Source organism: Nocardia sp. Tas62D01 (assembly GCF_055232035.1).
On record NZ_JBUYUZ010000001.1, the window covers coordinates 7,467,951 to 7,489,427 of the forward strand.

At 66.3% G+C, this 21,477-nt stretch carries 27 protein-coding genes, 3 pseudogenes and 1 riboswitch; of the genes and pseudogenes, 14 read left to right on the plus strand and 16 right to left on the minus strand.

Annotation, left to right across the window (positions count from 1 at the left end; genetic code table 11):
• Window positions 1-51: 51 nt before the first annotated feature.
• Window positions 52-2,022: pseudogene (locus ACV7NQ_RS35740) on the plus strand (Tn3 family transposase); the annotation flags it as partial.
• Between the two features lie 77 nt (window positions 2,023-2,099).
• On the opposite strand, the pseudogene ACV7NQ_RS35745 reads toward ACV7NQ_RS35740, so the two are convergent.
• The 4 genes and pseudogenes from ACV7NQ_RS35745 to ACV7NQ_RS35760 form a co-directional block, all read right to left on the minus strand.
• Window positions 2,100-2,935 (minus strand): annotated as a pseudogene (locus ACV7NQ_RS35745) (alpha/beta fold hydrolase).
• 317 nt (window positions 2,936-3,252) lie between these two features.
• Window positions 3,253-3,576, minus strand: coding sequence for a transposase (locus tag ACV7NQ_RS35750; RefSeq protein WP_463363587.1), 324 nt, complete (start codon window positions 3,574-3,576; stop codon window positions 3,253-3,255).
• Between the two features lie 82 nt (window positions 3,577-3,658).
• Window positions 3,659-3,883 (minus strand): hypothetical protein, encoded by a 225-nt coding sequence (locus tag ACV7NQ_RS35755; RefSeq protein ID WP_463363588.1) that lies wholly within the window; start codon window positions 3,881-3,883, stop codon window positions 3,659-3,661.
• Between the two features lie 82 nt (window positions 3,884-3,965).
• The gene (locus ACV7NQ_RS35760) at window positions 3,966-4,406 is read right to left on the minus strand and encodes an SRPBCC family protein (RefSeq protein ID WP_463363589.1); all 441 of its coding nucleotides are present in this window, start codon (window positions 4,404-4,406) and stop codon (window positions 3,966-3,968) included.
• A gap of 129 nt (window positions 4,407-4,535) precedes the next feature.
• Here ACV7NQ_RS35760 and ACV7NQ_RS35765 point away from each other — a divergent pair, with 129 nt between their 5' ends.
• The 5 genes from ACV7NQ_RS35765 to ACV7NQ_RS35785 all read left to right on the plus strand — a co-directional run bounded on the left by ACV7NQ_RS35765 (window position 4,536) and on the right by ACV7NQ_RS35785 (window position 8,542).
• Window positions 4,536-5,099 (plus strand): TetR/AcrR family transcriptional regulator, encoded by a 564-nt coding sequence (locus ACV7NQ_RS35765; protein WP_463363590.1) that lies wholly within the window; start codon window positions 4,536-4,538, stop codon window positions 5,097-5,099.
• A 205-nt stretch (window positions 5,100-5,304) separates the two neighbouring features.
• Window positions 5,305-5,658 carry an MmyB family transcriptional regulator gene (locus ACV7NQ_RS35770; protein ID WP_463363591.1) on the plus strand — a complete coding sequence of 118 codons (354 nt, stop codon included), beginning with the start codon at window positions 5,305-5,307 and terminating at the stop codon, window positions 5,656-5,658.
• A gap of 32 nt (window positions 5,659-5,690) precedes the next feature.
• Window positions 5,691-5,960 (plus strand): hypothetical protein, encoded by a 270-nt coding sequence (locus ACV7NQ_RS35775; RefSeq protein ID WP_463363592.1) that lies wholly within the window; start codon window positions 5,691-5,693, stop codon window positions 5,958-5,960.
• Window positions 5,961-6,559: 599 nt separating this feature from the next.
• A riboswitch (TPP riboswitch) is annotated at window positions 6,560-6,675 on the plus strand.
• Window positions 6,671-8,047, plus strand: a complete 1,377-nt coding sequence (locus ACV7NQ_RS35780) for a purine-cytosine permease family protein (RefSeq protein WP_463363593.1) — start codon at window positions 6,671-6,673, stop codon at window positions 8,045-8,047. It overlaps the preceding riboswitch by 5 nt.
• A gap of 60 nt (window positions 8,048-8,107) precedes the next feature.
• Entirely contained in the window at window positions 8,108-8,542 is a 435-nt protein-coding gene (locus ACV7NQ_RS35785) for a hypothetical protein (RefSeq protein ID WP_463363594.1), read from the plus strand.
• Window positions 8,543-8,552: 10 nt separating this feature from the next.
• On the opposite strand, the gene ACV7NQ_RS35790 is transcribed toward ACV7NQ_RS35785, so the two are convergent.
• From ACV7NQ_RS35790 to ACV7NQ_RS35805, 4 genes are all read right to left on the minus strand, one after another.
• The gene (locus ACV7NQ_RS35790; protein WP_463363595.1) at window positions 8,553-9,095 is read right to left on the minus strand and encodes a hypothetical protein; all 543 of its coding nucleotides are present in this window, start codon (window positions 9,093-9,095) and stop codon (window positions 8,553-8,555) included.
• Entirely contained in the window at window positions 9,092-10,252 is a 1,161-nt protein-coding gene (locus ACV7NQ_RS35795; protein ID WP_463363596.1) for a hypothetical protein, read from the minus strand. Before ACV7NQ_RS35795 ends, ACV7NQ_RS35790 begins: the two co-directional genes overlap by 4 nt.
• A 63-nt stretch (window positions 10,253-10,315) precedes the next feature.
• On the minus strand, window positions 10,316-10,759 hold the full coding sequence (locus tag ACV7NQ_RS35800; RefSeq protein WP_463363597.1) for a FixH family protein: 444 nt from the start codon (window positions 10,757-10,759) through the stop codon (window positions 10,316-10,318).
• A complete protein-coding gene (locus ACV7NQ_RS35805; RefSeq protein ID WP_463363598.1) occupies window positions 10,756-12,417 on the minus strand; it encodes a hypothetical protein in 1,662 nt (553 codons plus the stop codon). Before ACV7NQ_RS35805 ends, ACV7NQ_RS35800 begins: the two co-directional genes overlap by 4 nt.
• Window positions 12,418-12,660: 243 nt before the next feature.
• Between ACV7NQ_RS35805 and ACV7NQ_RS35810 the strand changes: the two genes are divergently transcribed.
• Window positions 12,661-13,791 carry a metallophosphoesterase gene (locus ACV7NQ_RS35810; RefSeq protein ID WP_463363599.1) on the plus strand — a complete coding sequence of 377 codons (1,131 nt, stop codon included), beginning with the start codon at window positions 12,661-12,663 and terminating at the stop codon, window positions 13,789-13,791.
• A gap of 100 nt (window positions 13,792-13,891) precedes the next feature.
• Here ACV7NQ_RS35810 and ACV7NQ_RS35815 read toward each other — a convergent pair whose 3' ends face one another.
• The 5 genes and pseudogenes from ACV7NQ_RS35815 to ACV7NQ_RS35835 all read right to left on the minus strand — a co-directional run bounded on the left by ACV7NQ_RS35815 (window position 13,892) and on the right by ACV7NQ_RS35835 (window position 15,557).
• Window positions 13,892-14,230, minus strand: coding sequence for a glycerol-3-phosphate dehydrogenase C-terminal domain-containing protein (locus ACV7NQ_RS35815; RefSeq protein WP_463363600.1), 339 nt, complete (start codon window positions 14,228-14,230; stop codon window positions 13,892-13,894).
• Window positions 14,227-14,355: a hypothetical protein gene (locus ACV7NQ_RS35820; protein ID WP_463366133.1), complete on the minus strand. Its 129-nt coding sequence runs from the start codon at window positions 14,353-14,355 to the stop codon at window positions 14,227-14,229. The genes ACV7NQ_RS35815 and ACV7NQ_RS35820 overlap by 4 nt, the downstream gene beginning before the upstream one ends.
• Entirely contained in the window at window positions 14,325-14,750 is a 426-nt protein-coding gene (locus tag ACV7NQ_RS35825; protein ID WP_463363601.1) for an FAD-dependent oxidoreductase, read from the minus strand. The genes ACV7NQ_RS35820 and ACV7NQ_RS35825 overlap by 31 nt, the downstream gene beginning before the upstream one ends.
• 100 nt (window positions 14,751-14,850) lie before the next feature.
• Window positions 14,851-15,039, minus strand: a pseudogene (locus ACV7NQ_RS35830) (glycerol-3-phosphate dehydrogenase); the annotation flags it as partial.
• A 236-nt stretch (window positions 15,040-15,275) separates the two neighbouring features.
• Window positions 15,276-15,557, minus strand: coding sequence for a hypothetical protein (locus ACV7NQ_RS35835; protein WP_463363602.1), 282 nt, complete (start codon window positions 15,555-15,557; stop codon window positions 15,276-15,278).
• Window positions 15,558-15,648: 91 nt separating this feature from the next.
• On the opposite strand from ACV7NQ_RS35835, the gene ACV7NQ_RS35840 reads away from it, so the two are divergent.
• The 3 genes from ACV7NQ_RS35840 (at window position 15,649) to ACV7NQ_RS35850 (ending at window position 16,810) form a co-directional block, all read left to right on the plus strand.
• A complete protein-coding gene (locus ACV7NQ_RS35840; protein ID WP_463363603.1) occupies window positions 15,649-15,858 on the plus strand; it encodes a hypothetical protein in 210 nt (69 codons plus the stop codon).
• A 77-nt stretch (window positions 15,859-15,935) separates the two neighbouring features.
• Window positions 15,936-16,421, plus strand: a complete 486-nt coding sequence (locus ACV7NQ_RS35845) for a DnaJ family domain-containing protein (RefSeq protein ID WP_463363604.1) — start codon at window positions 15,936-15,938, stop codon at window positions 16,419-16,421.
• A 245-nt stretch (window positions 16,422-16,666) separates the two neighbouring features.
• Window positions 16,667-16,810, plus strand: a complete 144-nt coding sequence (locus tag ACV7NQ_RS35850; protein WP_463363605.1) for a hypothetical protein — start codon at window positions 16,667-16,669, stop codon at window positions 16,808-16,810.
• A gap of 198 nt (window positions 16,811-17,008) precedes the next feature.
• Here ACV7NQ_RS35850 and ACV7NQ_RS35855 read toward each other — a convergent pair whose 3' ends face one another.
• The 3 genes from ACV7NQ_RS35855 to ACV7NQ_RS35865 form a co-directional block, all read right to left on the minus strand.
• Window positions 17,009-17,482, minus strand: a complete 474-nt coding sequence (locus ACV7NQ_RS35855) for a DoxX family protein (RefSeq protein WP_463363606.1) — start codon at window positions 17,480-17,482, stop codon at window positions 17,009-17,011.
• Window positions 17,483-17,610: 128 nt separating this feature from the next.
• Window positions 17,611-18,252, minus strand: a complete 642-nt coding sequence (locus ACV7NQ_RS35860; protein WP_463363607.1) for a LysE family translocator — start codon at window positions 18,250-18,252, stop codon at window positions 17,611-17,613.
• A 7-nt stretch (window positions 18,253-18,259) separates the two neighbouring features.
• Window positions 18,260-19,048, minus strand: coding sequence for a hypothetical protein (locus ACV7NQ_RS35865; RefSeq protein WP_463363608.1), 789 nt, complete (start codon window positions 19,046-19,048; stop codon window positions 18,260-18,262).
• Window positions 19,049-19,168: 120 nt separating this feature from the next.
• Between ACV7NQ_RS35865 and ACV7NQ_RS35870 the strand changes: the two genes are divergently transcribed.
• The 4 genes from ACV7NQ_RS35870 (at window position 19,169) to ACV7NQ_RS35885 (ending at window position 21,448) form a co-directional block, all read left to right on the plus strand.
• Window positions 19,169-19,669 (plus strand): adenosine deaminase family protein, encoded by a 501-nt coding sequence (locus ACV7NQ_RS35870; RefSeq protein WP_463363609.1) that lies wholly within the window; start codon window positions 19,169-19,171, stop codon window positions 19,667-19,669.
• A 143-nt stretch (window positions 19,670-19,812) separates the two neighbouring features.
• Entirely contained in the window at window positions 19,813-20,274 is a 462-nt protein-coding gene (locus ACV7NQ_RS35875) for a PPOX class F420-dependent oxidoreductase (RefSeq protein WP_463363610.1), read from the plus strand.
• A gap of 142 nt (window positions 20,275-20,416) precedes the next feature.
• Complete coding sequence (locus ACV7NQ_RS35880) at window positions 20,417-21,127, plus strand: esterase/lipase family protein (protein WP_463363611.1); 711 nt, start codon at window positions 20,417-20,419, stop codon at window positions 21,125-21,127.
• A 75-nt stretch (window positions 21,128-21,202) separates the two neighbouring features.
• On the plus strand, window positions 21,203-21,448 hold the full coding sequence (locus ACV7NQ_RS35885; RefSeq protein WP_463363612.1) for a hypothetical protein: 246 nt from the start codon (window positions 21,203-21,205) through the stop codon (window positions 21,446-21,448).
• The last annotated feature ends 29 nt before the right edge of the window (window positions 21,449-21,477 follow it).

Sequence of the window (21,477 nt, forward strand, 5' to 3'; positions counted from 1 at the left end):
TCACCAACAGCGCGCGGGTTTGCTACACCGAGCTGATCACCTTGCTGCCCGATCGGCGGCCTGATCCGCGGGGACCGGATCGGGTGGGAACGGTTGCGGGCGGCGATCGCGCAGGCCAAACCCCGCCTTCCGCGTGATCACGGGCATCTGGCCGCCCTGAATACCTCCTACAGTTATTTGAGGCAGTTCACCCCGCACGTGCTGTCGAGCGTCGGGTTCGCCGGCGGCACCGCGGCGACCGATCTGCTGACCGCGGTGGCCATGCTGCGCGAGCTGAACGCCACCGGCCGCCGCAAGGTGTTCGACGAGGCTCCGACCGGGTTCGTGCCGACCAAGTGGCGCGGCTACCTCGAGGAGGCCCGCCGCTCCGGCAATCCCACCGCCTACCGGCACTATTGGGAGCTGTGCGTGCTGCTCGGCTTGCGTGACGGGCTGCGCACCGGGGACGTGTTCGTGCCCGGTTCGCGCCGCTACGCCGATCCGGCGGCGTATCTGCTCACCCCGGAGCAGTGGGAGCCCCAGCGGGCTGAATTCTGCCGTCTGGTAGGCAAATCCGCTGATCCGGCCCGCGCGCTGGCGGACGCGGTCGATGAACTGCACGAGTCGGTCGGTGAGCTGGAGAAGGTACTGGCCGACGGTGATGGCCCGGTCCGTCTCGATGAGGAGGGTGACCTGGTGATCTCACCGCTGACCGCCGAGGATGTGCCGGCCGAGGCGGCCGAACTCAAGGCGGAGCTGACCGAGATGCTGCCGTTCGCGCCGATCGTGTCGCTGCTGATCGAGCTGGACAAACGCACCGGCTACCTGGACTGTTTCACCCACGCCACCGGCAAGCAGGCCCGCAGCTCCGATTTGAAACGCAATTTGATCGCGGTCCTTTTGGCCAATGCGACCAACCTCGGGCTGGCCAGCATGGCCGACGCGTGCGGCATCTCCTACGACATTCTGCGGTGGACCGAGGAATGGTATGTGCGGGAGGAGACGCTACGTGCGGCGAACCTGGCGATCACCGACTACCACCAAAGGCTGCCGCTCACCGCGACTTTCGGTGGCGGCACACTATCGTCCAGCGACGGGCAGCGGTTCCCGACCCGCGGCAAGTCGACCACCGCCCGCACGGTCCCGCATTTCTTCGCCGACCAGGGCTTGTCGACCTACACCCACGTCACCGATCAGCACACCACTTACGGCACCAAGGTGATCGTCACGACGCGGCGCGAGGCGCACTACGTGCTGGACGAGATCCTGGGCAACGCCAAGGATCTGCCGATCACCGAGCACGCGACCGACACCCACGGGGTGACCCTGGTCAACTTCGCGTTGTTCGACCTGCTCGGCATGCAGCTCTCGCCCCGCATCCGGGATCTGGGCAAGATCACCCTGTACCGGCCAGGGTCGCGCTCGCAGATCGAGTCGCAGTTCCCGTGCGCCGGACCGCTGTTGACCCGCAAACTGAATCTCGACCTCATCGCCGAGCACTACGACGATCTACTTCGTCTGACCGGATCGCTGAAGTTCGGGCACGCGACCGCGTCCCTGCTGGTCGGGAAGCTGTCGGCGTCGGGGCGGCAGAACGCCCTCGCTGCGGCGTTGAAAGAGTATGGGGCGCTTCGCCGTACGATCTACGCCGCACGCTATCTCTCGGATCCGGACTATCGGCGCAAGATCGCTCGCCAACTGAACAGGGGCGAGTCGGTCCACGCGCTCAAACGCGACCTGCTCTACGCCCACGAGGGCATGATCCGGGCGCGGCACCCGGAGGATCAGGCCGAACAAATGTGGTGCTTGACCTTGGCCACCAATGCGGTAATCGCTTGGACGACAGAGTATTTCGGACTCGCTGTGGAGCAGATGCGGCGTGAGGGCCGCCGGGTGGACGACGAGGTGCTGGCCCACGTGTCTCCGGCCCACTCGGAGAACATCAACTTCTTCGGCGCGATCGAGGTCGACATCGACGCCGAGCTGGCCCAGCACGGGCCGACCGGCTATCGGCCCTTACGAATGCGCGACACACTGTTCTGATATCTGACGTCACTGTCCTGCTTGACATCCAGCTGTAGCCGTTTCGAACAGCTCAGGATGCCCCCAGCCCCAGGCGGTTACAGGGTGAGCATGGCGGCAGCGACCTGGTCGGCCGCGGCGTGGCGCAGAGCGGTACCCATGTCGTCGAGGACGAGCAGTCGCGCCCCAGGGATTTCGGCGGCGAGGACCTCGCCGTTGCCGATGGGGAAGAACGGGTCGGCGCGACCGTGCACGACGAGTGTGGGCACGTCAAGCTCACCGAGCCGGCCCCGCCAGCGCGGGGCGCAGTCGATCCGGGAGAACACCATCCCGAGCTGGTTCGCCTGGTGCACCGCGGGATCGCTCGACCGCGTCCGGTCCCAGATTCGGGCTGCCGTCGCCAGTCCTCCGGATCGTTGCCCATCGGCTCAGCCCCCGAGGCGGCGAATCCCGCGACAGCGTCCCGGTCGGTCCAGTCCGGCAGCGGGTGGGAGAACAGCGCGACCATGACCGCGGGGTCGTGGTCCGGCAGGTCCTCGTCGACCGTGCCCGGCGCCACCGGCCGGGTGCCGACGAGGGTCAGTGCGGAGAACACGTCCGGGTGGTCCAGCGCGGCGACCTGAGCGACCATCCCACCGACGCCGACTCCACCGAGGTGGGCGGTCCCGGCACCGAGCACCTCGACCAGCGCGGCCGCGTCGGCGACGAGATCCCGCAGGTCGTACGCCGGGTTCTCCGGGTCGAGGGTCGTCGACGCGCCGGAGTCACGCAGGTCGTAGCGCACGACGCGCCGCCCGCCCGACGCGAGCCGCTCGCACAGCGCGTCGGGCCAGGACAACATCGTTGTGCCGCCGACCAGCAGGACCAGCGGATCGTCCTCGCGGCCGAAGCTCTCGATGCCGAGATCCACACCGTTCGCCCGCACCGAGGTCATGCCCAATCGAAACTGTCTCGTCATGCCTGTACTCCTGTCTGTCGGTATACCCAGAGGTATCGACGACAGATTCACCCGAAAGTCATCGGTGTAGCCGAGATCGTGTCCACACTCCCGCAATCGCCCCGAACTCGGCATTTCAGGGCGTTTGCCCACGGGGCGGCGAGCTCAGATGATCTCTGCGCGTTGATCTTCAGAAGTGGACGCAGGGTCCCGAGGTCGCCCCGGCGGCGCCGGAGACGACCGCAGCTCGGAGGCGAGGTAGGAGAACACGCACACCTCCAGGTGGCGGCGCACCAGCTTGCCCGGCCGGTCCTTCACCACCAGGATCTTGCGCCACGATCCGGGGCCGGACCAGCGAGTACGTCCCGGAGAAGGACCTGGAATCCGGTCGTGGTATCGGTGCGTTTGACGATCTGAACAGTCAGTGTCAGAACGGATTTCGCCCATACGATCAGTCGCCCGGCGTAGCCACCGTCGGTGAACACCAGCAAGACAGTGGCAAAGCGAGCCCGCAGCGCGGTCAGCAGCCGGTGTGCGGCGTCGCGGTCCTGGATCGAGGCGGCGGACACCACGACCGCCAGCAGCAGCCCGGAAGTGTCGGTGGCGATGTGGCGTTTGCGCTCGTTATCTAGAGCCATCCGCGGTCGTGGACTGCTGACCTGGCCCTGTTCGTCGGAGACGGTGTCGGTGACGAACAGATGCTCGCGTGAAGACGGTTGGTCAGCAGGGCCCGATCGTTACGGAAATGCGATGTCGGCTGCGGGTTGGTGGAGGCTCGGCGGTTTCCGGGGCGGGGCGAATGCCCGCATACCGTAGCTGCCCGAGAGCCTGGGCGAGTTGCCGACGTAACCGCTGGTTGTCCTGGGCCAGTTCCTGGTTGCGGGCGTTGGCGAGTTCCAGGCGGCGGACCAGCGAGGAATCGCTGCTGCGGTGATGTGCTGGCACCGATGTGGCCGGTGCGCGTCGATTCAGCTCACACGCCGGCACGACTCAGAACGCCCGGCTCCTTCCGGACGCCGATGCCGGTTCAGGCCAGCCGTTCGGCGCGCTGCACGAGGCCGGCCGTCATTGTACCGAAACCGCGTGTGAAGGCCGAGCCGAGCAGTCCGGCGGTCACCGGACGCAGCCAGCCGTCGAGTTCGAAATACGAGTCGTAGCGGCAACGTCCGGCGCCGAGCGGGGTCACCGTGTGCGAGCGCAGACTGTGCAGCGCACCCAGGGGCACCGGCTTCATCGTGTGGCTGAACTCGATGCCCGGCGTATGCGAGCGAATCACCTCCCGCTGCACCATCTCCCGCCCGGCCACCAGTCGCTCCCGCATGACGATTGGTGCGCCCGGTTCGAGGGTGGTGTGGCATTCCATGCAGAACTGATTCCATTCCCCGTATCGCCCGAAGTCGGTGAGCACCTGCCACACCACCTCGGCGGAGGCGTCGATGTCCACGCTGTCCTCGATCACAAAAGCCATGCCGGAACCCTTCTGAAATTGGCAGTGCCGCGGCAGAGGCCACGCCCGAGCTTGAAGCAGATACTCTCATCTTCCGCAACTATGAGTCAAGATGTCTCATAGTTGGCGTCTGGTCGTAGAATCCGTGCGGTGAACGCCTCTGTCGATCCCCGGATGGTCCGGAGCCGAAAGGCGATATTGGCCGCCGCCCGAGTGCTGCTGCTGCGGGAGGGCCCCGCCGCAGTCACCCACCAACGCGTCGCCCTACAGGCCGAGGTGGGGCGGGCCACGGTTTACCGGCACTGGCCCCGGCCCGAGCTTTTGCTGCTGGATGCGATGGACAGTGTGGACCTGCCGTTCTTCCGCGAGCCGGTCACTCCGGTTCGCCCCTGGTTGCGCGGGCAGTTGCGGGTCCTGGCCGACGAGATGGCACTGCCCCAGGTGGCCGCTGTCGCACTGGTCTTCATGACCGGCGCCGTCCGCACCCCGCAGACCGTGATACGCGACAGATTCGGCGCCACGGTCACCAACCGGATACGCGACGCCCTCACGTTGGCCGCCACCGAGAGCGAACTCGACACCGCGGTAGCTCCAGAGGACGCGTTCGCCCTGCTGGTAGGACCGATCTTGCATTACACCTGCGTGCAGGCCGGCACCGTCTCCGACGACCTGATCGAGCGAATCATGGACAGCATCGGAACGTGGGCATCCTGACGGCCGCCACCACAGTAGGCCATATCCTGGGCAATTCGGCGTACCTCCAGGCGGCGCAAGACGTTGCCGCGGAGATCGCGACGCGGCGGCGGGACTACAATCGGCTCTGGTTCGACGTTGCGCGGGTGTTGGCCGGTGATCGTCGCCAGATAGATCCGCACCGCATCCGCCAGCCGCACACCACTCACCGGCTTCAGAACCGGCGGTGGCCGGCCGCGGGTCCGGCGCGAGCCGCTACCAATCCCCGGTCAGCGAAGTACTGTCTCGGCTGCTCGACGAGCTCGATCCGAATCCGGCCTACGTGCTCAGTCCGCGATGGGACCTACTCGCTTGGAACCGGGCCGAGGCCGGGCTGATCGGTGCGCCGGACAAACTGGCCGACAACGAACGCAACATTATCTGGCTGATCTTCACCGATCCCGCGATGCGGCGACTACTCGTCGACTGGCATGGCGAAGCCCAACGGCTACTGGCCCAATATCGGGCCGCGACCGGTGAGCACGCAGGCGATCACGAGTTCATGACGCTGGCCGAGGCATTACACCAGGTATTGAACTGAAACTTCTTGATTGCCTTGGTCGTTGAGGGTGTGTGAGCGATCGGGACCTGCGGCGGTTGTCGCCCGCGGCGCAGGAGGTGGTGCGGTTGCGGGTGGTGGCCGCGTTGGAGTCGGAACGGGTGCACAGCTACGGCGAGGCTGCCGAGATGTTCGGTGTATCGCGGCGGTCGGTGGGCACCTCACCACCCTGGGAAAAGCCGGTGACCAGGATGTCGGTATCGAATTCGCGCTCCTGTCGGCCCGCGACCGTTCGGGCGGCACGCAGTAGATCGACCGAGGCGCTGACCTCTGTCGGTGCGTGAGTATATGGATGGAAACCGGGTCCTTCGCCGAGCCCCAGGAAGTCCGGCGCGACGCCGCATAGCCCGCCGCGGCGAATATGATGGTGCGGGCCTGGTCGGGGCGGGTTTGACCGTTGACCGACGGCGCGTCGCTCTCGAGCACCAACGTTCCGTGCTCATAACTGACCACACACAGGCGACGGGAATCGGTGCGCAGCAACACGATAAGCCCGCTGGCAGTCGTCGGTCCGCCATCGAGCCCGACCGTCCGGTACACGGCCCGATAGACATCGATGCCGTTGTGCACCGGGGTGTCGATCTTCCGTTTCAGATAGGCGGCCGTCTCCTCGGTCGACATCTGCGCGACCGGGTCGTCGACACGACGTCGCCAGGGGAACCTGCTGCGCCGGAGTCGATGCGCCGGCGCCGTCGTGTTTCGCATCGGACGCGCAGGCGGTCGACCCGCACAGCAACACCATCGCGCCGATCACCGCGACCGCCCAGTGGCTGGGTCCGAGCATGAACGTACCGTCCTGTCCGCAGCCGATGAGTGCCGTCGAGGAAACGAGAACTCACATGGTGGGTAGCTCTAGCGGGACCAGGTGTACGCTTTGCCCGAATAACCCCACCGCGGGAGCTCGGGCAAGGCCGGGCTGAGAGGGCGACCCTAAGTTTCGCCGACCGCATGAACCTGTCCGGGTAATGCCGGCGTAGGGAGTAGTGCTGCAGGCATGTCCTCACCGACCCTGGAAAGTTCCGATCGGTACGAGGCGCCGCTGACCCTCGACGAGCCCGCCCCGAAGGTGCTGTCGTTCTGGGATCAGAGCGCCTTCTGGGCCAACCTCGGCGTCAGCCTCATCGCCTTCTCCGGCGCCTACACCGTGCTGGCCCCCAACACCGACTATGCCCCGCAGATCTCCATTGCCGCGGGCATCATCGCGATGATCCTCGGGACGGTTGTCGGCGGCCTCATGCTCGGCCTCGCGGCCGTCCCTGGTGCGAAGACCGGCAAGCCCGCGATGGTGCTGCTGCGTGGATTGTTCGGCGCGAAGCTCAGCTATGTGCCGACCGTTCTCAATATCGCGCAGCTGATCGGTTGGGGCACTTTCGAATTGATCGTCATCGGCAATGCGGCCGACGAGCTGTTCGGCGGTGGTCCGCACTGGCTCTACGTGGTGGCCGCGGGTATGTTGACGACGGCCCTGACGATCTGGCCGCTTGGCTCGGTGCGCTTGCTGCGCCGGTTCGTGACGGTCGGTGTGGTCATCGCCCTGGTCTGGTTCTACATCCAGTTCCTGCACAAGGGTCTGCCCGACCTGACCACCAACCCCGGCCCGAAGGGCGGCGGCCCGTTCGGCGTCGACTGGAACCTATTCTGGATCGCCACCGACGCGGCACTGGCCGTCTCGATCTCCTGGGTGCCGGTCGCCGCCGATTACACCCGCCACTCCCGCAGCACCCGCGCGGCATTCGGCGCGGCCAGCGGGGCCTATGCCGTCACCCAGATCGTCGCCTACGTGCTCGGCCTGTTCGCGCTGGCGCTCGCTACCGGCGACGGCGGCCAGTACTCGCCGTTCCTTCAGGTCAGCCTTGGCGCGGTCTTCTTCTTCATCTTCGTGTTCCGCGAGGCTGACCAGTCCTTCGCCAATGTCTACTCCACGGCCGTCTCGATCCAGAACCTCGCGCCGCGCATCGACCGCCGCATCCTGTCGATCGGCCTCGGCACCCTGATCACCCTGCTCGCACTGCGCCTGAAGATGGAGAACTACTTCGGCTTCCTCGGCCTGATCGGCTCGGTGTTCGTGCCGCTGCTCGGCGTCCTGGTCGCCGATTTCTTTCTGCGCGCGAAGGGCGAGTGGGACACCACGGAGAGCGCACCGTCGCGCTGGGGGATGATCGTCGCCTGGCTGGTCGGCCTCTCGGTCTACCAACTCATCAACCCGGGCGACGCCGGAGTCTGGACGAACTTCTGGGTGAACATCCAGGAGACGCTGCACTTCACCAAGCAGGCGTGGATGAGCGCGTCGCTGCTGTCGTTCCTCGCCGCCGTCCTGGTGGCTTGGGCCATCGGGCGACTCGCGACGGTTGCCTCGAAACGCCCGTCGTGAACTTGGGAATTCAAAGAACCTCGCGGGTAGCGTTGAGCTCTCGGGCGAGAGCTGGAACCGGTGCTGCGGGCACTGACGGTGTGGGGCATCCAATTGCTGGGTGAACGGCAGACCGATGACGTGTTTCAGGCTCGGTGGCTGGTGCATCCGCTGCGGGCCAGATTCCGGCCGGAACATGCGACCGACATGACTATGCGCTTCGAAAGTGGCGGCGAGACAATCGAACTCGTGGTTTCCCGCGGCGAACTCCAGATCGCGAAGGGTTCGATCGGCGAGATCGGCGTCGTCCCCGACATGCCCGCTCCGGCAAGCGATCCAGCGACGACCGCGAGTATGACGATCGACGCGGCGATCACCGTCGATCGCACAGTAGCCATCACGATGGGAATCCGGCCTCGGCGCGTCTATGCCTCCCGCACCCGAATTCGAGGTAGCGCCAGCCCCTGCCGGTGGTCGTGCCAGCGCTACCCCGAGCTGCTCCTGCCATCGCTGTGACGGACCGGGTTCAGACGGTCAGTGGTCGGCGGCCAGGCTTGGTGCGCCGCCAGGCCACCACCAAGAATACGACGAGGGCGAGCAGCGGCAGCGAGGCGATCGTCCAGCTCAGCGGCAGTGGCGGTCCGGGCTGGTCGAGTACCTGTAGGCCGTCCAAGCTCCCCTGGCCGTGTCCGAGTGGGCCGTCGATGGTGAAGACCATGCTGTAGGTGCCAGGGTTGTTCAACGCCTTGATGTCCAGGCCCCAGGAGTCGCGCTTGCGGGGATGGCGCACGAGCGGTCCGGCCTGCCGCCCGGCTTTGACCCGGGGGCCTACCACCCGCAGCGTCCCGGATTTGTCGGCGATGCCGCCATCGGGCATGAAGGTGAAGTCGAGTGACTTCATGGCGCGGATCGGCCAGGTGGAGAACCCGACGGTGATGGCGTACGGGCCCGCCTGGACGCGCTCGGTGTGCACGATGTCCACCGGTGCGTAGGCGGACGCGGGAGCGACGGCGACGAGCGACAGCGCGATTGTCGCCAGCATGGTGAAGGTCAGTCGGCGCAGGGTCATCGAACGTCCTTCGCGGGGGCGAGTGCGAGCAGCATGCTGGTGAACCGGCCACCGAGGAAACCTGCCAGCAGCCCAACCGGAATCCCGAGGATCGTGATCGCCGCGATGTCGCTGAACGGGATGTGCGACCTGGCATTGGTGAGGTTCATTTGCAGCGGAAAGGTCACGGCCACAACCACACCGGCCACCGCGCCCGCCAGCAGCACGATCTTCTTGGCGTCGTAACCGCGGGTCCGTGCCAGCCAGAACAGTCCCTCGACGGCGACGGCCGCGACGATCAGGAACATGGGCATGATGCCGGGCAGGTCCGGTGGTCCGGACCGGAGCCCGTCCCGCAGGGGGAGCCCGATCGCCGAGGCGTAGGTTTCGGCGGCCCACGGCGAGAACCACCACAGGAACCCCTGCATGACGCCGAGCGCTGCCGCGATGGCGACGGCCGCGCCGGCACGGGACAGGATCGCGGCACCGATGATCAGCAGCATCGGCGCGAACAGGACGAGGCCGAGGATGGTCGGGTCGACGGGCAACTGCAGGTTGTTCAAGGCGTTGGTCGGAATCGGCGCGAAGGTGATCAGGATCGGGATCGCGAGCACCATGCCGACCCGGCTCCACAGTTGGTCGCGGTGGGCGGCGAAGACGATGATGCTGCCGATCATGGTGAGTGTGATCGACAGGAACAGGGCAACGTGCGAGGGCGTGTTCAGTACCGCGTCGAAGCCGTAGATCGAGTGCCATTGCAGATCGAATAGGCCATAGAGCAGGAACGATGCTGCGCCCGCTCCGGCGATCATGTAGCCGAGTGGGGCGGTGAGGTTACCGCCGAACACGCGGATGGGTGTGCCACCTAGCCAGGGTAGGGGTCGTCCGGCGCGTTGGGCGGAGGTGGCGATGAGCACCATGGCGAGGCTGGCGAACCCCGATATCGCGCTACCGGAGTACAGGAATAGATGGGGGAGGGTGAAGAAGGTGTCGGGGCCGACTTCGATGTGCCACTGGATATCCCAGCTCAGGCCCAGCGTGGTGACCGCGGTGCCGAGCAGCACGACCCAGGCGCCGACGCGGGCGGCGATACCGCTGTCGGATACGGGTGCCGGGGTGGTGTCTGTCGTTGGTCCGGCGCGGCCTGCGGTCGCGTCGGGCGGTGCGGGGGTGGTCATGACGGCGGTCCTTTCTTCGGTCCTGCTGCGACGATCTTCTGATGCGTGTGCGGTAACCCAGTGTCAGCCGCCGACCCAGAGTGGCAGGGTGAGTTGGTCGATGCCGTCGCGAGCGTCGATGGATAGTCGAAGCTGCCAGGGGCCGGTCATCATAAACGGGACGGCCGTGGTGCGGTAGTGACCGGGTCCGGTGGCGACACTCATGCCGGGCTGCCCGGCGTAGCCCATGAGTGGTTCGATCGCTTGAACCTGCACCGTCGCTTGGTTTATCGGGTTACCGGTACGGTCGGTGACGAGGATGTCGATGTCGGTGTCGCCGAGTCGGGGGCTGTCGATGGTGACGGTGACGATGTGGCGGGGTGTACCGGAATGCAGTTCGAGTGGGCCGGAGGGGCTGGGCCACATCAGCCAGACGATAGCGGCGGGCGCGATCGCGGCGACGACGATGCCGACGGCGAGCGCGCGGCGCGGGCGACGATCGGTTGTGGGCGTGCGGGTTTCGGTCACTGATGTACCCCCGGGGGCGCCGCGACGTCGAGTACGACGGGAAGGGTCGACACGGTGTAGTGCCGTTCGAACTGGATCCAGAGTCGGTAGCGGCCCGCGACGGGGAAGGTGTAGGTGAACGGTACGTCGGGTCCGTAGGCGGTGACGGTCTCGTCGGGGGCGCTTTCGCCGTTGACGGGTGGCATGAGCATGGCGTTCGTGCGTTTGTCGGCTGTACTGGTCATGCCTGGCATGTCGGCCATCCCTGGTGTGCTGCTTGTGCCTGGCGTGTTGCTCGTGCTCGGCATGTCTGCCATGCCGGGCATCGACATTGTGCCCATTGAGTGGGCGTGGCCCCAGATGGGTGAGTTCTGTACGGCTGCACCGATATCGGCATCACCGGTGTCGTGTAGCGGACCGGCCACGATCAGGTGTCCGACCATGCCGAGCCAGGGTTGTAGGTCGGCGGTGTGGCCGACTCCGGCGGTGATGGTGATGGGTGTCCCGGCGACCGCGGGGGTTGTCGTCACGGTGATGGGGTTGGTGTCGACAACGGTCGACGTGGTAGTGAGGCCACCGCCGAGGCGCACCGGGCTGACCGCCGACACCGGAGCAGCCCCTGTCGAATCCGCGGGTAGGACAGTGAAACCGGTTGCCGCGCGGATCGTTTGGACTCCGCCGCCGCGACGGACCAACTCCGCGGACAGGGCGTGTTGTCCGGGTTCGGGTGATGTGAGATGGACCTGGTAATGGCCGGGTGTGGTCCGGATGGGGTGTAGGTGCGACAGTCGGCCGGTCGGGCTGATGATCAGTAGGTGTATGAGGGCGCTGTCGTGGATCATCAGGTCGTCGACGGGCGCGCCGGTGGCCGCGTCGATGAGGGCGAGACCGAGGTCGCCGGGTTGTCCGGCGGTCAGGGGTGGGCCCTCGATGGTGAGCATGGCCGGGGGGCGGGAGAAGTCCGAGATCAATGGTTGGTTCACGGTGTAGGGGTTGGTGATGTTGTCGATGGTGGGGTCGAGTTGGTTGCCGGGTTGTGGGGGTAGCGGTAGTGACGCCGAGAGGACTGCGGCGGTGACTGCGGCGGCTACGCCTGCCACCATGCCTGCGGCGGGTAGTAGCGCCCATGCGTGGTGTCGGGCGCGGGTGGCTATGAGTACCGAGACGGGTAATAGCACTCCCGCCGCGAGGAATCCGCCGTAGACAAGGCGTTCGGGTGGTGAGGTGACCTGTTTGGGTACGACGAACGGGATCCGCGCTACTCGTGTGCCGTCGCCGATGGCCAGTTCCCAGGGACCGGGCCGGTCCATGGTGAGGGTGGCGGAGTACATCCCCGGTGTGCGGCCGAGTTCGACATCGGCACGGGTGGTGGGCGCCCCTGGGGCGGGCAGTGTCGAAGCCGCCGACGTCGTTCCGGTCGGTGTGGCCTCCAGCGTGAGTCGACCCTCGGCAGTACCGGCGTGGGTGAGGACATCCACACGGAGCGGGCCGGGAACGGCCGTCACGCGGCGCAGCACGATCGTGAGCTCACGGTCACCGAGGCTCTGCGCGATCGAGACATCCGCGCCGGAGGACGGGCTATCGGCGAACGCGGGTGCGATCCCAGCCCACGCGAACAAAGCACACAGCCCCGCGACGAGGGGCAGGCGGAAGCGAACGACATGCCCGGCATCAGTCACGCTGCCATCGTAGAAACCGGTACCTACGAGATCATCACCTCCAGTGGGGATTTCGTCTCCCTCGCTGGAGTGATGCCGGGATCGGGGAATACCCGGATAATGCCCGGCTCCGCCTCGGGGCTGTCGCCAGCGGGGGGACGTGGTTGCCGGTGACGGACGTCGGCGCTGTTATCGTCGATAGAGCCCAGGGCGCCGGGCGGGGTGGACCGTGCGCTGCATTCGTGCCGACGAGGATGACCCCTGTTGAAGTACGTTCCGCGTTTGATCTTGTTTCTGGCGATTCCCGCCGTGCTGTTCCTGCTGCCCTGGTGGACGTTGGTCGGTGCCCCCACCGAGGGAGCCGGCCCGCTGTTCTGGGTGGGCTCCGTGCTGTTCCTCGTAGGATTCGTGTGCCTGCCCTTGTCGATGTTCCTCGGGCACGGGCCCGCGCAGTCGGATGCCGCGTCGGTCGTCGGCGACACCTTGCTCGGGGTGATGTGGGTGGTGTTCAGCTGGTCGGTGATCGGCAACATCGTCGGGCTGGGGTTGGCCGTCGCGGGTGTGGACAATCCGGCCCGCTCGCGCATTGTCGCGGTCGGCGTGCTCGCGGTTGCGGTCGCGTTGACGGTGTGGGGCGTGATCGAGGCGCGACGGGTGCCGCGGGTCCGCACGCGCGAGGTATCGATTCCCAAGCTGGGACCGGGGCTCGACGGGCTGCGCCTGGTGGTCATCACCGACACCCACTTCGCCGCGCTGAATCGGTTGCGCTGGTCGGAGCAGGTCGTCGACGTCGTGAACGCACAGCGTCCGGATATCGCCTGTCACGCAGGCGATCTCGCGGACGGTTCGGTCGCGAAGCGACGCAGCCAGGTCGACCCGCTCGGCAAGGTCGAGGCCGAGCTCGGCAAGTTCTACATCACCGGCAACCATGAGTACTTCGGCGACGCGCCGGGCTGGATCGAGCACATGGCATCGATCGGCTGGCAGCCGCTGCGCAACCAGCACGAGACGATCAGCCGAGGCGGCGACCGGCTGGTCATGGCGGGCATCGACGATCCCACCGGCGTCGGGCTGGACGGGCACGGCCCGGACCTTTCGGCTGCCCTCGGCGGCGCGGACCCGCAGCTGCCGGTGGTGTTGCTCGCTCACCAGCCCAGGCAGGTCGTCGATGCGGCGGCGGCGGGTGTCGCATTGCAGATTTCAGGACACACCCACGGCGGCCAAATCTGGCCTTTCCACTACCTGGTTCGCTTCGAGCAGCCCGTGGTGGCCGGCCTGAGCCGCCATGGCAACGGCACCCAGCTCTACACGAGCCGCGGCACCGGATTCTGGGGACCGCAGCTGCGAGTGTTCGCACCGAGCGAGATCACCGTTCTGGTGTTGCGTTCCAGCTAGCCGCGTCCACATTGCCGTCAGTTCGGGGCCCGGATTCGGTCGCGGTAGCGAGCGACCTCGCGGTCGGTGACCGAGGCGTCCCAGCCGAGGCGGGGGGCGATCAGCCACGCGATCTCGGGGCGGCGGCCAGACCGCGGTCCGGGGATTCGATGGAGATGCGGGTGCGGCGGGTGAGCACATCGTCGAGATGCAGTGCGCCCTCGTGGGTTACCGCGTAGACGGCCTCGGCGGCGAGGTACTCGTCCGCGCCGGGGATCGGCTTGCCGAGGTCGGCATCGGCGGCGATCAACTCGAACAGATCGGAGACGGCGGAGCCGTAGCGTCCGAGGAGTCGTTCGACGGTCGCCGTGGGCAGTCCGGCCCACTGCGCGACACTGTCCAGGTCGGCCGCCAGTTCCTGGTAGCCCACCGCGCCGAGCAGCGGCAGGTGCTCAGTCACACCGAGGGTGCGGCGGCGCGGCCGAGGCCCTCGACCGCGCCGTCCACGACATCGGCGGCCATCACCCGGTAGGTCGTGTACTTGCCGCCCGCGATCACGAACAGGCCCGGAACCGGTTCGGCCACAGCGTGTTCCCGTGACAGCGTGCGGTGTTGCTGGATGCGCCGGACAGCAGCGGGCGCAGTCCCGCGTAGGTGCCGACGATGTCGTCGCGGGTCAGCGGCTCGCGGAGCACCGCGTTGACGTGGTCGAGCAGGTAATGCACGTCGGCGTGGCTGGCCGACGGGTGATCCTTGTCCAGCGACCAATCGGTGTCGGTGGTGCCGACGATCCAATGGTTGTCCCACGGGATCACGAACAGCACGCTCTTCTCGGTGCGCATGATCAGCCCGGTGTCCAGGTCGAGTCGTTCGCGCGGCACGAGAATGTGCACGCCCTTGGAAGTGCGCACGTGAAACGGGAATTCGACGCCGGTCATCCGGTTCATCTCGTCGGTCCACACCTCGGTCGCGCTGATCACGCGGCGGGCGTGCGGAGTATTCGCGACCGGATTCGAGATCGGTGACGTGAGCGCCGATCACCCGGGCGCCATCGCGCAGCAGGCCGGTGACTTTGGTGCGGGTGAGGACCGTCGCACCGTGTTGCGCGGCGGTGCGGGCAATCGTCGTGGTGTGGCGCGCGCCGTCGACCTGCGCGTCGAAGTAGCGGATGGCGCCGATCATCGCGTCGGCGCGAAGCGCGGGCGCCAATTCCAGTGCCCGCGTGCGGGATAGGTGCCGGTGCATCGGCAACGTTCGCGCGCCACCCATGGTGTCGTACAGCGCGACGCCCGCACCGATGTACGGGCGCAGTAGCCCTCACATTCGGCTGGTCCCGATCGAAGCGGGCACTGGGCGGCACAGCGACCATTCGCTGAATCACAGGGATGGGAGCGATCGTCGAGCCACTGTGTGGGCTCGGATACCCGACCAGCTGACGGCGCGAGCGCACGCTGCCCGCTCCCGCCGAGGACCCTGGCGACGCAAACCCGGAACACTGCACAGGATCAGCCGTTCATGTCGACATCGTCGAAGAGTTGCTGCATCCGGTTGAGAACCCTTAGGCAGGAGTCGATGTCGGTGTCGGTGAGGTTGCCGCCGACCTGACGGAGCAGGGCGTGTTCACGGACGGCTGCGGCGGTGATGGCCGCGCTGCCTGCGGCGGTCAGGGCGATGAGGGGGGATCGCCGGTGTTGTGGATTCGGGAGGGCTTCGAGCAGGTTGGTCGCGGCGGCGTCGTTGACCATGCGCTGCACGAACTGGCGGCTCAGGGCTTGCGCGCGGCTCATCTGGGGCACGGTCATCGGTCCGCGGTCGCGGAGTAGGTCTGCGAAGCCGTTGCTGAGGCGGCGGAGGTCCGGTTTCGATCAGAATCGAGAAGTGACCGAATTCCTGCTGTCGGCTGAGCGACGAGACGAGCTCGCCACCCTCCTCGACGACGACACACGGTTTCGCGCCGAGTATCCAGCGGTGGCAAACTACCTCGACACGGCTCCCCGGTTGCCCTGGAGCGGCGACGATGACGTCGACCGCGCGTTCGATATTCGGCTGCTGCACTACATGACGGGCGGGTCCAGCGAGAACCCGTAGTGGGACAGGACGAGCACGCTGTCTACATCAGACCTTCCGTAATATTGAGGTATGTACGTTCCGTCGAAGCAGTCGCAATGACCGAGCGCAAACCATTGGGGATGAACTTCGAGTCGTGGATCGACAAGCAGGTTCGCGAGGCGACCGAGCGCGGTGAGTTCGATAATCTTCGGGGGAGTGGAAAGCCGATTCCCGGGTCCGGTGCCGTTGATGACGAGAATTGGTGGCTGACGAACTACTTGCGGCGTGAAGGGGTGCGGGCCGACGGCATGTTGCCGCCGTCGCTGGTGTTGCGGCGTGATGTCGAGCAGCTCCCGGAGACGGCGCGGGAGTTGGATACCGAACGGCAGGTCCGCGATGCGGTGGCCGAGTTGAACCGGCGCATCGTCGAGTGGTTGCGGCTGCCGCACGGGCCGCATGTTCCGGTCTCGCCGGTGGATGCCGAGGACATCGTCTCGCGGTGGCGCAGTGAGCGTGCTTCCGCGCGCCAGAACAAACCGAACAAACCGACCGGATCGCCGCGAACCGACGCGGAACACTCTGACACCCAACCGAATTGGTGACGGCGCTTCATCCGGCTCGAGTCCAGGGCGCAACAGCGGGAATGGACGAACGCACCGGGGCCGCATTGTTCGAACCGGTCGGTTCACGGTGACACTCGACGGTAACGGTCTACCGGTGCTCCGCGATTCGACCACCAAAGGCCCATCCTCGAGGGAGAAGAATGCCGACAGACAATCGGTTGGTGAGGCGTCGGCGGCTGGACAAATGGCTCCGCGGCGCCGCGATTGTCAGAGCTGTTCTCGGGATGCTCGCGGCTGCTTTCCTGATCATTGTCTCGCTCTATGTCGCCTACAACGTCGAGCCGATCGAGCACCATCAGCCGTTCACGCCGCTGCCGCCCCATTCGACACCGGCCACGATGGGGCCGTCAATGCCGTTGCGGCAATGACGCGATCCGCCGGGACGCTGGCCGCCGTGGGCACGACGCCGGGCGATCGACCGCGACCGCGCTCTGACACCGATCGAGCAGGCGCGCCGGTGTGAAACATGATCCAGCCGAATCGCTATCGCGCCCTGCCCTCAACAGGTTGCGCGGTCGTACTGGTCGCTCTGCATGCTTGCGCCGACAGGCGACCGGGAGCGCGAGCTAACTCGGCGTCGCCGCCACTCCGGCACCGGTGGAGTGCCGTACCGAGCGAGCGGTATGCGATATCACCGTCTGCAGCGCGAACGCCCCCGGACCGATCACCGCGATAAGGAAGAACGACCAGCAGAACAGCACAGCGGTTTCACCGCCGTTCTGCATTGGCAGCACCCCGTCGTGCTTCAAATGTACGAACAGAAACGCGTAGGCCATCGCGCCGGAGCACAATAGTGCGGCGATTCTGGTGCCGATACCGAGCGTCACGAACGCGCCTGCGACGAGTTCGATGACTCCGGCCCACCAATTCGGCCAGCTGCCGAAGGCGGCGGTTTGGCCACCGTTTGGTGCCACAGGTATCCCGAACAGCCCGGAAAGCCCGTGCAGGGCGAACGAGAGGCCGACGAGAATACGAAAAATGCCGAGAACGATCGCGCCGCTACTGCCCGGCTCCGGTCCGGCGTTGGCATCGGTAGTCAATAGATGCATCACACACCTCGAATCCTATGGACATCGGATGATCGGCTACGCCATCCGTAACTGGTCACTACGATCCGCGGCGGTGAATAGTTCATCCCGGTGACGCCGACCCCACCGGATTCGGTGCGTCAGGGGGTGTCGGACAACGCGAGCTTCAGTCCGAATACTAGCAGAAGCGAGCCTGTGAACGCCTCCATCGTCCGCTTGACCGAGGGGCGGGCAACCCAGTTTCTGGTGAACCGGACACCGTAGATGAGCACGCTGAACCACAGCATGCCCTCGATGTCGTGGACCACCGCCAGCGCCAGACCCATCGCGAGGTGTGGCGCCTCCGCCGGGATGAATTGGGGCAGCATCGCGATGTAGAAGACGCCGATCTTCGGGTTTGGCAGGTTGGTCCCGGTGCCGCGCGCCAACGCCCGCAGCAGGCCGCCGGTCGTATCGCCGCCGCCGTCCGCACCGACGCTGGCGCCGTCACTGCGCCACAGATCGTAGAACGTCTTGGCGCCGACCCAGACCAGATAGATTGCGCCCGCGACACGCAACACGGTGTAGGCCAGGTGCGAGGTGGTTAGCAGCACCGACAGTCCGCATGCCGCGGCCGCACCCCACAGCAGCACTCCGCTGCCGATGCCGAGCGCGGTCGCGAAGGCGTAGTGAGTCCCTCGGACAATCGCGGCCCGCAGGACGAGGACAGTGTCCAAACCGGGAACCAGGGTGAGCAGCCCGGCCACGGCGGCGAACGAGACCAGCCCCATCCAGGCACTCACGGCAGGACTACTTCGGCTGGGCCGAGGTGGGTGTGACGATCTGCTCCGGCTTGTCTGCCCACTTGGTGGTGCCGTCGGCGGCCTGCAGGGTGGTGAGCAAGTCGATGCCGGCGGCGACGAGAACCGGGCCGCCCGCGATGACCGTTCCGAGGATGCCGCCGATGCCGGCGCCGGTGACGAACCCGGCGATGCAGCCCGCGGCGATGGTGAGCACGCAGCCGATCGTCGCCCCGAGGGCGGTGCCGATGAAGCCGCCGATGGCGGTGGCCAAACCGAACTGGCTGGCGAATTCATTACGGGCGCGCTGGTTTTCGACAAGCGATGCCACCGGTTTGGCGACCAGCGGCTGGGAGATCGTGAGCCCCTCGGGCTTCTGCGGCGTCAACTCCAGGACCGTCGAATCCTTCGTCAGCTCCGACTGCACCGGTATACCGGTGTCGGCGACACGGAAGTCCAGCGGCAGCGTCAATACGGTGTGGCCGTCGCTGTCCTTCACATCGACCACATCGACGACGTCGGCGATATCCGCGACCTTGCCCGCCGAGTCGACGAGCTTGCCGTCCTGGTCGACCAGCCTGCTGTCGGTCCCGGCGGCGAGCTGATCCCCGAGTGCCTTCGACGTCTCGAAAGTTCCACCCTTCAGGGAGGTTACGACCGTCTTGCCGACCAGCTTGACCGAGTAGGAGATGTCCTGGTGTGCGGGCGCGGCGGCCGGCTGGGCGTGCACGGTGCCCGCGCCGACGGTCACCGTACCGATGGCCAGGATCACTGCTCCAGTGGTGCCGCGGAAGTTCATTCGGTTGTCCATTCCGTCGTCGGGTTTCGTAGCCGCGCCTCTCGCACGAGGATCCGAGCACACCAGCGGCGAAGACACAGCAAGTGAAGTCGATTGCAGCCTAAAGGAACGGATCCTCAGATGCGAGGGGCGCGCTCCGCCACGTCAAACGAGCGGATCATCGGAGTCGGCCTGGATTCGGACGAACGAGGCAACCCGCCCAGCAAATTCGCGGCCGTCTTCGAACGCGCACGCGCCGAGGGCTTTCTGCTCACGATGCACTGCGATGTCGACCAGGCCGACTCCATCGAGCACATCCGGCAGGCGCTCGAAGATATCGGCGTCGACCGAATCGACCACGGCACCAACATCGTCGAGAACGATCGACTCGTCGAGCTGGCCAAGGCCAAGGGCATCGGGCTGACCTGCTGTCCGGTCTCGAATTCGTTTGTCACCAAAAAGATGAAGTCGACCGAGATCATCGCCCTACTGGATCGGGGCTCGGCGGTCACCATCAACAGCGACGACCCGTCCTACTTCGACGCGTACGCGGCCGACAACTACGTGGCGCTCGCCGAGCACGCCGGTCTCGACGCCGACCGGTTGGTCGCGTTGGCCAAGAATTCGTTCCGGGCATCGTAGATCACTCCTGCACGGTTGGACGGGTTCTTGCGCGAGATCGACGACTACGCCGCGGAGCATCGTTGAGTTGTCAGTGCTGGCCGTAGCGGTGTCGCGGACTGGGTGGGTGTGTCACCCGGATCTGCGGGCCTAGTGTTTGAACCATGCCCACAATCGCTACCGCACACCGTGCCGAACTGCCCGAACTCCTCGAATTCCTGCGCACCCGCCACCACGGCCTGCTGTCCACGGTCCGGGCCGCGGGCGGTCCGCAGCTCTCACCGGTCACCTGTGGCGTCGATTCCGGCGGTCGAATCGTGGTGTCCACCTACCCCGATCGAGCCAAGACCAGGAACGCTCGCCGCAATGACCGGGTGTCGATCTGCGTGCTGTCCGATGACTGGAATGGTCCTTATGTGCAGGTCGATGGTCGCGCCGAGGTGATCGACATGCCGGACGCGTTGGATGGCCTGGTCGACTACTACCGCAGCATCTCCGGCGAGCACCCCGACTGGGACGACTACCGTGCCGCCATGCACCGTCAGGGCAAGTCCCTGATCCGAATCCACATCGAACGCTGGGGGCCTATCGCTACCGGCGGATTTCCTGCCCGACTGGTGGACTGAGTTCGACTACCGTGCCGCCATCGGTGGACACCGCGCGGCGCCGCCGACTCCTGTAGTCGGTCGGCGCGCGCTGGTTCGCATCGCCGACGGTAAGGTTCGTGCGGACAAACGGGGGGCCGTTTCCGAAGGCAGGTCGACGTACATGCTCACACGGATCACACGCTTGGCCGCCGTCTTGTTGTGCGCGGCAATGGGATTGGCCGCGGGCCACGCCGCCGCCGCTGCTGGTGGCCCGAATCCGGTGTTGGTGATCGGCGGATACGACGCCAATCAGGACAAGCTTGAAAGCCTGCGGGCGTGGCTCGGTGGGCGGGGGTATCCCGCCTATTCGATGGTGCTGCCCGGCAACCCGACCGGATCCGCCGCGATCGCGGACTCTGCGCAGGCAGTTGCCGACAAGGTCGCGGAGATCCAGCGACAGACCGGTGCGTGGAAGGTCGACCTCGTCGGCCACTCCATGGGCGGACTCGCCCAGCGCCACTTCGTCAAATTTCTGGGCGGCCTCGATCAAGTCGGCACCTACGTCGACTACGGCACCCCTGAGCAAGGGGAACAGCTCGGATTGCTGTGCTACACCGTGTATCCGGGTTGCCGAGATCTCGTTCCGGATTCCGCATTCATCAACGCGCTCAACGCCGATCCGGCGATCCCGCCAGCCCTGCCCGCCTACCACCTGTTCACCGAAGGCGGTGGGGGAGAGAAGAACCCGCTGCCGGGTGCGACCAACAGGAGCATCCAGTCCTTCTGTCCCGGACGTCAGGTCGACCACGCCGATGAGCCCATCGACGGCGCGATGCAGCAACTGATCGACTCCGCGCTGCGCGGCGGTCCGCTCGCGACCAATTGCCCCTAGCCCGACTGGTAGTGTCCCATGCGTGTCGCGGCTAAGTAACGTGTTGCAGGCCAACACAAGTGGTCTGTCACTCGGGTGTCGATGAAGAGTTGGTCCGTCGCTCGATGTGTTGTTGTCGCGGGGCTGGCGGCGGCGGATGATCATAGCGACTTTCGGTTCTGGCACCAGTGTCTCCATTGGAAGCCGTGCGGCGAGGAGGCGCTGGATTCCTTTCGGTTGAACGATGCGCTGGCCAACACCGGCTACTTCAGCGACGGTGCGCTGCCGAACACGGACATCACCTGCCAGGCCGACCCGGCAACTCCTCAGCTTGATTTTTAACCTCCGGGTCACTGCCCGCCGACCGTCCG

What these genes read in the sequence shown, in the direction of transcription:
- ACV7NQ_RS35750 (WP_463363587.1), bottom strand. Translation starts at nt 3,576, where the DNA reads ATGGCTCTAGATAACGAGCGCAAACGCCACATCGCCACCGACACTTCC.
- ACV7NQ_RS35760 (WP_463363589.1), bottom strand. Translation starts at nt 4,406, where the DNA reads ATGGCTTTTGTGATCGAGGACAGCGTGGACATCGACGCCTCCGCCGAG.
- ACV7NQ_RS35780 (WP_463363593.1), top strand. Translation starts at nt 6,671, where the DNA reads ATGTCCTCACCGACCCTGGAAAGTTCCGATCGGTACGAGGCGCCGCTG.
- ACV7NQ_RS35790 (WP_463363595.1), bottom strand. Translation starts at nt 9,095, where the DNA reads ATGACCCTGCGCCGACTGACCTTCACCATGCTGGCGACAATCGCGCTG.
- ACV7NQ_RS35795 (WP_463363596.1), bottom strand. Translation starts at nt 10,252, where the DNA reads ATGACCACCCCCGCACCGCCCGACGCGACCGCAGGCCGCGCCGGACCA.
- ACV7NQ_RS35835 (WP_463363602.1), bottom strand. Translation starts at nt 15,557, where the DNA reads ATGAGCCGCGCGCAAGCCCTGAGCCGCCAGTTCGTGCAGCGCATGGTC.
- ACV7NQ_RS35845 (WP_463363604.1), top strand. Translation starts at nt 15,936, where the DNA reads ATGACCGAGCGCAAACCATTGGGGATGAACTTCGAGTCGTGGATCGAC.
- ACV7NQ_RS35850 (WP_463363605.1), top strand. Translation starts at nt 16,667, where the DNA reads ATGCTCGCGGCTGCTTTCCTGATCATTGTCTCGCTCTATGTCGCCTAC.
- ACV7NQ_RS35865 (WP_463363608.1), bottom strand. Translation starts at nt 19,048, where the DNA reads ATGAACTTCCGCGGCACCACTGGAGCAGTGATCCTGGCCATCGGTACG.
- ACV7NQ_RS35870 (WP_463363609.1), top strand. Translation starts at nt 19,169, where the DNA reads ATGCGAGGGGCGCGCTCCGCCACGTCAAACGAGCGGATCATCGGAGTC.
- ACV7NQ_RS35875 (WP_463363610.1), top strand. Translation starts at nt 19,813, where the DNA reads ATGCCCACAATCGCTACCGCACACCGTGCCGAACTGCCCGAACTCCTC.
- ACV7NQ_RS35880 (WP_463363611.1), top strand. Translation starts at nt 20,417, where the DNA reads ATGCTCACACGGATCACACGCTTGGCCGCCGTCTTGTTGTGCGCGGCA.